Origin of the sequence: Streptomyces sp. NPDC004539 (assembly GCF_040610055.1) — a bacterium.
Taxonomy (GTDB): domain Bacteria; phylum Actinomycetota; class Actinomycetes; order Streptomycetales; family Streptomycetaceae; genus Streptomyces.
The window spans coordinates 1-10,855 of sequence record NZ_JBEXLS010000061.1; the positions used below are offsets into that span (position 1 = coordinate 1).

The 10,855-nt window shown below is 69.4% G+C and carries 8 protein-coding genes; 7 read left to right on the forward strand and 1 reads right to left on the reverse strand.

Going from position 1 to position 10,855, the window contains the following annotated elements:
- Positions 1-51 precede the first annotated feature (51 nt).
- Positions 52-324, forward strand: a complete 273-nt coding sequence (locus tag ABZX85_RS50330; protein WP_355885157.1) for a hypothetical protein — start codon at positions 52-54, stop codon at positions 322-324.
- Between the two features lie 1,147 nt (positions 325-1,471).
- On the opposite strand, the gene ABZX85_RS50335 is transcribed toward ABZX85_RS50330, so the two are convergent.
- Positions 1,472-3,850 carry a hypothetical protein gene (locus tag ABZX85_RS50335; protein WP_355885158.1) on the reverse strand — a complete coding sequence of 793 codons (2,379 nt, stop codon included), beginning with the start codon at positions 3,848-3,850 and terminating at the stop codon, positions 1,472-1,474.
- A 210-nt stretch (positions 3,851-4,060) separates the two neighbouring features.
- Here ABZX85_RS50335 and ABZX85_RS50340 point away from each other — a divergent pair, with 210 nt between their 5' ends.
- The 6 genes from ABZX85_RS50340 (at position 4,061) to ABZX85_RS50365 (ending at position 10,632) form a co-directional block, all read left to right on the forward strand.
- Positions 4,061-4,867, forward strand: a complete 807-nt coding sequence (locus ABZX85_RS50340; RefSeq protein WP_355885159.1) for a hypothetical protein — start codon at positions 4,061-4,063, stop codon at positions 4,865-4,867.
- A 96-nt stretch (positions 4,868-4,963) separates the two neighbouring features.
- Positions 4,964-6,238, forward strand: a complete 1,275-nt coding sequence (locus ABZX85_RS50345) for a hypothetical protein (RefSeq protein WP_355885160.1) — start codon at positions 4,964-4,966, stop codon at positions 6,236-6,238.
- Positions 6,239-6,467: 229 nt separating this feature from the next.
- Positions 6,468-7,556, forward strand: a complete 1,089-nt coding sequence (locus ABZX85_RS50350; protein ID WP_355885161.1) for a hypothetical protein — start codon at positions 6,468-6,470, stop codon at positions 7,554-7,556.
- A 36-nt stretch (positions 7,557-7,592) separates the two neighbouring features.
- Positions 7,593-8,792 (forward strand): MFS transporter, encoded by a 1,200-nt coding sequence (locus tag ABZX85_RS50355; protein ID WP_355885162.1) that lies wholly within the window; start codon positions 7,593-7,595, stop codon positions 8,790-8,792.
- Between the two features lie 53 nt (positions 8,793-8,845).
- Positions 8,846-10,084, forward strand: a complete 1,239-nt coding sequence (locus ABZX85_RS50360; RefSeq protein ID WP_355885163.1) for an ATP-grasp domain-containing protein — start codon at positions 8,846-8,848, stop codon at positions 10,082-10,084.
- Positions 10,085-10,230: 146 nt separating this feature from the next.
- Positions 10,231-10,632, forward strand: coding sequence for a hypothetical protein (locus ABZX85_RS50365; RefSeq protein WP_355885164.1), 402 nt, complete (start codon positions 10,231-10,233; stop codon positions 10,630-10,632).
- Positions 10,633-10,855 lie beyond the last annotated feature (223 nt).

Here is a 10,855-nt window from a genome sequence, read left to right on the forward strand (position 1 = left end):
GTGCGATCGGCCGACAGGTCCGTGCGGCGAGCGGTCAGGATTCGCAGGTCAATGGCGATCTCGCCGAGGACGTCCTCGGCGCGATGGACGGTCGCGTGGCCCGTCCTCCGCACCCCCGGCGAGGTCGCCCGCGACGAGACAATCGCCGAGCTCCGCAAACAACTACGAGCGAGCAAGTCCGAGATCACCGAACTGAACGGCAAGCTCGACGCCCTCGCCACGGTGACCGTGAATCTCTACAGTGAGAACCAGTCCCTGAGGATGCGCATCGGCGCCATCGTCCAAGCCGTCCACGCCCTGGTGACCTGCACGTATTCAGGATGAAAGAGATTCACTGAAGCCGCGTAGGCGACTTCTATTTACAGCGTGGCGACTTATCGCGTACCGCTACTTTACGGTTCGCTCCGAATGAAACTTGGCGGATTTCGGCCCCCGTGTCGGACCCTTTGTCCCACCATGAGTCCGAGCCGTAGCGGTATGTGGGCCCTGTGTAGCTTTCACCGTTGGGTAGTCGAGCAAAGGAAGAGCTGCCGTTTGCTGCCCATTCATCCCTATTCCGGTCCTGAAAGCGTGCTTCAGTGGGCCCGAAGGTTGGCGTCGAATCTTTGACCGTCAACTCTCCTAGTCTTCCTGAGAAAACCTTGTCGAATCTTACAGTCAGTCGGGTACATGCAGGTATCAACGTGGGGCTCATGTTTGCCATGATATTGTAAGAGAGGCCGTCCGGGCTGACGGAAGATCTCAACGTTACTCTGCTCAGAGGAAACTGATTGGGGTTATCGATAATTGCGACACCCTCACCCGTCATCGTAAATTCGACACGTTCGGCGAAATTTCTTGATTCGCTCTCGGCTTTTTGTTTTTCTTCGTCTCTTTGATCCCGATAGGTTGCGACTGCTACGTACGAGGTCGCAATAGCAGTCGCTACGGTCATCAGGGCGGCTACTCCGGCTAGGAGCGTTCCCCACGCGCTAAGCAACACGTGCCGCTCCTTCGGGGCAGGCGCCGTTTGTTGCTCGACAGGGTCAGACGGGGCAGACGGTGTGTTGTTCGGCATTGCTTCCCCCCTTCAGATCGGCCACATAACCGGGCCGCCCCTGCCTAAATCTCGAACAGTCCTCAGGGTAGGTCTGTGTCATTGAACCTCTTTCATCCTGTCTCGTGGGTGTAAGTGGGCTGGTGGACAGGGACGTGACAGGACAGGGCCACTCGCCGTTGGCGTGGTGATCTCACTCATCACACCGGCGACCGAGGGGCCCTGTTGGTTCCGTATCATTCCAATATGGGGTGTCAGCCCCGGATGGGAAGTCTTGAAGAGGTCTCTGCTGAAGGCTGGCTGTTCGATCGAGTGCAGTAGCTGCGGGACTCTGATGGATGCTTCGTATCCTTCCGGCTCGATGAAGCCCAAGCGTGGACTGGCACCTCTCGGAGGTCTGCGGCTGCTCGGCAGCTGGTAGCAGCCGAGCAGCGTCTATGCCTCCTGTTCTGCGGCGCCGTGCTCACGGATCGCAGTGTCGAGGGCTCCGAGAAGACGGAGCAGAAGGTCTGCGGCATCGTCCCGGTGCTCGGTCAGTGCCCAGGAAAGAGCCGCGATGTGTCCGGGGACCGGGGCGGCGCCACCGCCTGCGGTCTTCAAGATCCGTGCTACCTGGCCGTGGCTGACGGGCTTGCCCTTCTCGACCAGCGCAGCCAGGTCGGCCGTCGCGGCACGCAGCCAGCCGAGGCCGTCGGCCGCAGTCGCAGGGACCGGCTTGTGCGCGGCTGGGCGAAGGTCGGCTTGGTCCAGGACCTCCAGCTCCAGCCCGGCCGCGTCGCACAGCTCCCGCGCGGTGTTCCGGACAGCCTCGGAGACTGGGGTGACCGAGGCGAGCAGGTGCACGTCCGCCCCGAGCCGTTTGCTCAGGGCGACATCGCGCCGGAGCTGGGCCTCGTCGAACTCCGAGGCTGAGGTCTTCACCTCCCCGGAGAGGACTTTCCCGTCCCAGACACCGAAGATGTCCACTTCCTCCTGGGTACCATCGTCGAAGGTGACGTCGGTGCCGGGGAGGAAGTGGGAGCGCGGCTTGCGCCGGCAGAGCTCGGCGACGACGAGCAGATGCGGCAGCAGGCCGTTGTCGCTGGCCCGGTCGGTGAAGCTGTCGAGCCGGTAGTGCACGGCGGTCGGCGCGCCGCCGGACTGGTAGGCGGACACGGCGCCGCACCCGGGGCACTGCGGGGAACCGCTGGTCTGGCCGAGCGGCACGAACGACCGGCTGGTGCACGAGGGGCAGAGGCTCTCCAACCCGCGTTCGGCCCAGCCCAACGCGCACAGCCGCTCCAGCGCCGCCGCCCGGTCCTCCGCCCTGACGTTCGGCAGTTTATCGGCGGGCAGATAGCGGCGCTCGGACCGGCCGCCCCACGTGGCGGCCAGCTCGGCGAGGTCGGCGTCCGGATCGCCGTCCGCCCGAAGCTCCCGCAGCCGCTTCAACAGTTCCTTGGACCGCGGCGTGGTCAAGGCGATGGCCGCCTCGTAGACACCGGGTTCGAGGAGCACGGTGCTGTCGGCGCGCTCGGCCAGGGCGGTGCCCAGCCGTCCTGCGGAGGACAGCTGGTGCTCAGTGGCGACATCGTCCAGAAGCTGCTGCGTGGCCTGCGGCAGCAGGGGGAACGTCAGCTGAACGGCGAGCTGATGGGGCATCGGCAGGAACGCGAGCTGCAGCTTGCCGTCCCGCCACTGGGCACCGGGGTGGACGAGCCGGGCGATGGACGGGCGGGCCGGGAGACCGAGCAGGGGCTCGCCCCAGAACTTCACGAGGGCGCCGGCCTGCCCGTTGAACCGGACGGGCTGGGTGAAGCGCAGGGTGCTCGGTCCGTCGGCGAAGACCTGGACATCGAAGGACGTCGGCACGCCGTAGTGGCGTTCGAGGGTCACCCAGGCTGTGGGGTCCAGGTCCGTCCGGAAGGTGAACGGGGCGGTCCGGGCCGGGGGCACGGGGAGCCGTGCTCCTGCCCGCGGTTCCTCCTCGGTGGGCTCCAGTCCGAGCACCGAAGCGAGTTCCAGCAACTGCTCGGGCGACGCCGAGCGGCTGACGAGAGCCACGTCGGGCGCGAACTGGCCGGGGCGAGAGCCGAGCAGATGAGCCACCTGCTTCGGGAAGCCGATCCAGTGTTTGACCGCGTCGGCGCCCGGCAGCAGCAGCATCGGCATGTCGATCGTGTTGACCGGCCGCAGCGCCCTGGTGTTCCAGAAGTCGAGGCTGTCGGCGAAACCCTCGCCCTCGACGACCCACAGAACCATCGAGGTGTGCCCCGGGGTAGTGCTCTGGTACTCACCGAACTGCGCGACCGTGCCCTGGATCCGGGTGTCTTCCCGCAGCTGGTACCAGCCGAACTCGTCCTCCTGCTCGCCCACCCGCGCGTGCTCGCGAAGACCCGGCTCCACGCAGCCGGCCACAGCCAGCTGCCACAGCGGCCCGGTCGGGCTCGCTGCGATCGGCGGGTACGCCGGGTCCGTGAACTCCCTGACCTCGTCCGGGGAACAGTTGAACACCGCGCCGTACCTCTGCCTGTCCGCAAGCGCGATGACGGGCAGCCCCAGGCGCGCCGCGATCTCCTTGGCGGCCAGGGGGTCGGCGTCGATGTTGACGAGCGCCTCGACCTTGGCGACGCGGACGGTCTGCTCGTGCAGCTGGGACAGACCCGAAGCCAGGGCTTCGACGATGGGCTCGGTCATACCGCCCCACCGGCCGCTGGCCTGCGTTACTGCCGCTCGGAACCCGGCCTCGCTTCCGCTCGCGATCAGGTACGCCGCCCGGGAGGGGAGGACGGCTGCCTCCATGCCGGCCTGCCCGAGATATCTCCTCGAATCCACGGAGTAAAGCCTCTCATCGCGATTGCCGAGCGCGGAACGAATTGCTCCAGAAACGGCAGGCTCCAGCCCGTCGAAGGAGGCACTAGCACAAGATCGGCCGGATGCATCCGGCCGCGCTGCACGGAATCTGGTGATCCGCCCGCCTACAGACGCGATCAACGCCGCGTCGGGGCGCACCACCCCCGTCCCGCGCAGCAGAGGAGAGTGACCGTGGAGTCCGAGCCCCAGGTGACGGTCCTGTTCATCGAGAAGCCCCACGAGGTGAACGCCTACGTGCACGGGCCGTTCACGCCGAGGCCCCTCGACGCGGAGCGGATCAGTCTCCGGTACCCGCACATCACCGGCCCGCTCGAACACCGCGGGCTGGAGTGCGTCGAGGACTTCGGACTGAGCGACTACGTCGTTCATGCCCTGCTGCCCGACGGCGGGCACCTGAGCATCGCGCCGCCGCAGGAGACCGACGACGCCCACCCCGCCATCCCCGGCTTCCCCGACAGCTGGCACGTCACCCGGAACCACCCGGAGGACGACGACCAGTTCGAGGTGATCTACAACAGTGAGCCCGGCGGCCCGCATGAACACAACCGGGGCAGCGTCCCAGCGATGCTCGCGGTCGTGTACCAGCGCCTGGCACAGCTGGGCGTCCCCGGCCGCGAAGAACTGCTGGCCACCCAGGCGCGTGCCGAGCAGCTGCTGCGCGAGGCGGGTTTCGTGGACCGCTCCACCACCACGGACATTCAGTTCCAACTGCCCCCCGACGGGACTGGGCTCGCCGCGCGAAGCGCCGCAGTCACCCGCGCAGTCCGGGCCTTCCAGAGCGAGGGCATCGGCTACGCCTGCCCCGCCGACCTCCTCGGCGAGGTCGTCCAGGCTGCGCCCCCAGCGATGCCTTCGTCCAGCCGCGACTCGGCCGCCCGCGTTACCTCGGCGGCCTTGCCCCCCGTCGCGCTGGAGTCGACCGAACCCCGCGAGTGGACCAGTGGCCAGCCCCACCAACAGGTCGCCCGCCAGCGCTAGCGGACACCGGATGCACCGCACCGCCACTGTGCCCGTACCGCCGCAAAGGGATGCCGGGCTGCGCCCACACCCGATCAGAAAGAAAGGAGCGTGAGCATGCTCGTCGTGCTCTCCGCCCTCCGTTCCGACCTTGAAGACCTGCTCACCGAGCGCGGGCAGCAGATCCTCGTCGTCGTATCGCCCGCCGCCCAGAGCGACCGTGAGGCCCGCGGTGTCCCTTACCCGATGCTGACCGTCGCCGCGTGGGACGACCGGCGTCAGCTGTCCGCCCTCGCCGACGAACTGGCCGCGCTGCCCGTCGAGTCGGTGCTCACCACCGACGAGCCCTGTTTGCGGGCCGCCGCATTCCTGCGCGAACGGCTCGGCCTGCCCGGCCAGTCCAGGGAGTCCGCAACAGCCGGAACGGACAAGCACATCCAGAAGGACGTGCTCACCGCCGCCGGCGTCCCCGTCGCTGGGCACGTCCCTCTGGACAGCGTCGCCGACATCGAGAGCGCTGCCGAACTGCTCGGCTGGCCGGTCGTCGTGAAGCCCCGCAGGGGATTTGCCGCGATCGGCACCCTCCTCGTCCACGACCAGGCCCACCTCGACCGCTTGCGTGCCAGCGGCGCCTTCGGCCCCCAGACCCTGCCCGCCAGCCTTCACGCCTCCGGCATCCACAGGGGACTGGACCACGCCAGCGGCGGCCTGATGGCCGAGGAGGGAATCGATGTGCTCGCCGAGTTCCACTGCGAGATCCTGCGCCACCAAGGCCGGGAGGTCTACGCCGTGCCGGGCCGGTATCCCGGGCCGCTGCTGGGCACCGCCGTGCTGGGCTCCGTGCTGCTGGGCCGGGACGACGACCACACCCAGCAGGTCATCGACCTGGCCCGCGACGCCGCCGACGCCCTCCAGCTGGTCACCGGCTTCGCCCACGTCGAGATCCTGCTCGCACGCTCCGGCGACCTGCTGGTCGGGGAGATCGGCCTGCGCCCCGGCGGCGCCATGCTGCCCCACCTGCTCAAGCTCCAGCACGGCATCAACCCCTGGGCCCTGTCCGCCGACCTGGCCATGGACCTCATCCCGCAGGTGGCCCTGCGCAGCGGCGGCCCGACCGTGGCCTGGGCCGCCCCGATCGCCCCACCCGGCTGGATCACCGGCATGGACAGCGCCGACGAGCTGCGGAAGAAGCCCGGTGTCATCGACGTGCACCAGCTTGTCCACGTCGGCCAGCAGAACCCCACGCGCGTTGGCACGCTCACCCCCGCCGGCCATGTCTTCGCCGTCGGCGACACCGCGGGGCATGCCGAGGCCCGCGCCCGCCAGGCCGCCACCGCTTGGCAGATCACCACCAGCGACCGGCCGCCGCACGAAGCCCCACCGGTCCGCTAGGAGCCAAGCGTCGAGCAGGCCCAGCACGGCTCCCACCCCCACCTTCCCTATACCGGAGCGCCCCCTGAAGCACGTCCTCGTCCTGTCCACCGGCAATCCCCTGCTGGAAAACGCCCTTCTGGCCGCTGGCCACACCATCGCTGTCCTCCAGCCTGCCGGTACCACTGTCCTTCCCGGCGTCGAGCAGCACACGGTCGAACACTGGGACGACCTGGACGCCCTGACGGCCTTGGAACCCCGCCTGCCTCAGGTCGATGCCATCGCCACGATCGACGAACAGGCCATCGTCGCCGCTGCGCACCTCCGCCGACTGCGGGCGCTGCCCGGCCTGACGGTGGAGGCCGCCATCGCCTACACCGACAAGGCCGCCATGAAGACCGCCCTCGCCGCCGCCGGGCTACCCGTCGCCCGGCACCGGGTGGTCCACCACGCCGACGAGGTCGCCACCGCCGCAGGCGAGTTGGGCTGGCCCGTCCTGATCAAGCCCCGCGCCGGGCTGGCCACACTGAACACCTTCGTCGTGCGCGACCGGGACCACCTGAACGAGCTGGTTGACGCCGGGGCGTTCGACGCCCGGATCACCGACCCCACCGGCCGCCTCGCCGCCGGCCACGTCCTGGACTCCCTGCACGGGGCCCGCGACGGATTCCTCGTTGAACAGTTCCTCGACGTCGAGACCGAGTTCTTCTGCGACCTGTATGTCCACCGCGGGACCGTGCTCCTCGCGGTGCCGGGCCGCTACGACGCCCCGCTCCTGCAGAGCGTCGGCGACGCCTCCGTCGACACCGTCCTGCCCCTCGGGCACACCGACGCCCAGGACGTCGCCGACCTGGCCCGCAAGGCCGCAGCCGCACTCGGCGCGCACACCGGAGTGGTGCACTGCGAGATCCTGCGCGACCGCACCAAGGGCCTGTTCGTCGGCGAGGCCGGAGCACGCCCGGGCGGCGGCAGCATCACCGAACTCGCATCCGCAATGTACGCCTTCGACCTGCCCGCAACCCTGGCCGCCCTCGCCGTCGACGAAGTCCCTGACCTCGACGGAGCCCCACACTTCCCCGCGCTCACCGCCGTCATGATCCCCGCCCCTGCGGGGACGGTGACCCACGTCGCCGACCCGGACGTCATCGAAGCGCTGCCCGGAGTGCTCCACGCGGACATCCGCCTCACGGTCGGCCAGCCCGCACCGATGGGCGTCGGCACCGTCACACGCGCCGGCCGCATCCTCTACGTCCCCGACAATCTCGACACGCTCGACCAGGAGGTCGCCGACCTGCGCGAGGCCCTGGCCATCCGTGTCGAGCCGTACGCCGCACCCTGACGGTCGTCACCCGAACTCCCCTGCTGGAGCAGCCCCTTGTCGAAAGCCGCCGCCGAAGCCGGACCGGCGACAGCGCCATTTGCCACGCGCTTCCCCGCCACGTACTGGGTCCTGGTGATCGGATACGGCGCCAGCCGCATCGGCGCCGTCCTCGTCCCGTACCTCACCCTCTACCTGGTCACCCAGCTCCACCTCTCCGTCGACACCGCCGGCCAGGTCCTGGCCGCGTTCGGGGCCGGATGGGTACTCGGCCAGCCGCTCTCCGGAGCCGCCGCCGACCGGATCGGCCGCAAGAGCACCATCGTCGTCTCCCTCACCCTGACCGCCACGGCTTACGGACTGCTCGCCCGCGCCACCACCGTCCCCGAACTGGTAGCCCTCGCCGCCGCAATCGGCATGGTCTTCGACGCCCCCCGCACCGCGATCAGCGCCTGGGTCGCCGACATCCTGACCGAGCAGCAGCGCTCCCGCAGCTACGGCCTGCAGTACTGGATGATCAACGCGGGCGCAGCCGGCTCCGGCATCATCGGCGGGTACCTCGCCAGCTCCCACATGGGCTGGCTCTGCACCATCGACGCGCTGACCTGCCTCGCCTTCGCCCTGGTCGTCCTCGCCCTGCCGGCCACCCCCGACCGACTGACCAACACGCCTGACCCGGTCGGATACCGCAGCGTCCTGTCCGACCGGCGCCTGCTGTCGTTCACCGGCATCTCGCTGGCCACACTCACCGTGTATCAGCAGATGGTGTACGGCCTCCCGCTGGCCATCCACGCCGACGGCCTCTCGCCCGCCGTCTACGGCGCGGTCAACGTCGCCAACGCGGTCACGGTCCTGGCGTTGCAGCCACTGCTGCAGCCGCTAATGGACCGCACCCCGCCGCTGCGGGCCAGCGCGGTCGGAGCGCTGGCCATCGGCCTCGGCATGGGCGCCAACGGCCTCGCCCACGGTGCCGCCGCGTTCATCGCCTCCACCGTCGTGTGGACCCTCGGCGAGATGGCCTTCTGCGTCGGCGCCGCCGCGTACGTCGCTGGCCTTGCCCCCGTCGGCGCGCGTGGTCGCTACCTCGGAGTCTGGGGCGCCGCGTTCGGCGGCTCGGCCCTGGTCGCGCCGCTGATCGGCGCCGTCGCCCTCAACCGGGGCTCCGACTGGCTGTGGGCGGGCAGCGCCGTCCTCGCTTCGCTCTGCGCCGCTGCCCTCGCTCTCCAAGCCGCCGGTCGCCGCCCGGTCGGCGCATGACCGCCCCACCGCACCAACCGCCTGAGCCTTACGGCCCCGACCGGAAAGTTCGCATGCCCCACGCCGACGACACCGTCCTGCTCGTCATCTCCATGGGCAACCCCGCCTACAGCGCCTACTGTCTCGAAAGCGCCGCGCGCCGCCACCGGGTCGTCCTGGTCGACTCCACCGCGCCGACCTGGGAACTGGCGCACATCGTCGACCACGAGGTCGCCGACCCGCGCGACCTGGCCGCCCTGCGCGCCGCAGTCGCCCGCCTCACCGACCGCCACACCATCGCCGGCGTGCTCACCTGGGACGAGTACTGTCTGCTGCCCGCCGCACAGATCGCCACCGACCTCGGCCTTCCCGGCCAGTCGTCCGCGACAGCCGCGGCCTGCCGTAACAAGAGCGCCGCACGCGCCATCTGGGCAACTGTGGGCGTGCCGTCCGCGCAGTCGATCCGGGCCACCTCGCTCGTCACCGCGAGTACCGCCGCGCGCCGCATCGGATACCCGGTCGTCCTCAAGCCCGCCGCGCACGCCGCCGGCATCGGCGTGATCAAGGTCGAGCAGGCCGCAGACCTTCCGGTCGCTTTCGCCTACGTCTCCGAACAGGCTGTCGGCCAGGGCGAGGAGGGTTCCGGCGTGCTCGTGGAGGAGTACCTGGATGGGCCCGAGATCTCGGTGGAGTGCGTGACCGCGCACGGCATCACCACCCCGGTCGCCGTCACCCGCAAGACCCTTGGTCCCGAGCCGCTCTTCCAGGAGGTCGGCCACACCGTCCTCGCCGGCGACCCGCTCCTCGCGCAGGTCGGGCCCGTCGCCGAGGCCGCGCTGGACGCCCTCGGCGTCAACACCGGTGTGTCCCACGTCGAGATACGGCTCACCAGCAGTGGCCCGCGTCTGATCGAGGTCGATGCCCGCCTCGGCGGTGGCCTCATCGGCCGCCTGGTCCAGCTGGCCACGGGCATCGACCTGCCCGCGGTCGCCGTTGACATCGCGTTGGGCCGCGAGCCCGACCTCACCGCCACCCGGCGAGAGGCCGCCGGGGTCCGCTTTCTCTCGCCCTCCGCCTCAGGCACCGTCCGTCGGGCCCAAGCCCGCACGGAACTCGGTGCCCCCGACTGGCTGGAGCGGCTGCGCTTCGAGCACGAGGCCGGCGCGCAGATCCTCCTCCCTGATCAGGGCGGCAATCTGTACACCGGCCGACTCGCGCACTTCGTCGTCACCGGTACCGACACCGACCAGGTCCACGCCCGCCTAGAGCAGGTCACCAACCTGCTCGACGTTGAGGTGTCCGAGGCCGCCTGATCTCCGGAGAACTCGGCGTACCCGGCACGGGCCGAAGGCCCCCGCACAGGAAAAGATCACGATCGGGTATCGGTCGCTGCTTTGAGGAATACTCCAGCCTCTGCCCGGGTTTAAGCGACCATCTCTCTGACGAAAGGGCTTGCAGCTTGTCGGACTCGCCGAGACGCGATCTGAACCCGAACGACCCCTCGAACCTCCCTCCGCTCTCCGACGCCGACCTGCACATCCCGGACTACCCCGTGATATTGCCCGAGCCCGCTCCGGGTGGTGCCGTGATCCGCGTCGTCGAGTACCCCGGCGAACTGAACCCGCGGGGCACCCTCGTCCTCTGCTCCTCGTGCCGCGCGAACCGCGACTGGCTGCTCCTGGAGACCCGCCAGCGCGTCTTCGTACGCTGCCGGTGCGGCTACGAGTGGGAGGAGAGCGAGCTGGACATCGACTTCTTCGAGGCGAACTTCTCGTACGCGGACCGGTCCTGGGGTGACGCCGAACAGGCGCTGACGGACCTCGGCTTCGGGGGCGAGTTCGCCGGGATCTACTTCAACTGACCCTGCTGCACCAGCAGGGTGCCAGCCAGAGCGGACCGATTGCCGGGAAGCCGTGGTCGGTTCGGGTTGATCCCTCGCGATCCCGCCCGTGTCTGGACCTGATGCTGCACGTGCCGAAGGGCGGTGGGGGCACAAGGAACATTCCTTGTGCCCCCGCGGCCACCCTCCTCGGGGACGCCGAGACGGTCTTCGTCGACGAGGGCTACACCCCGCAGCTCATCGC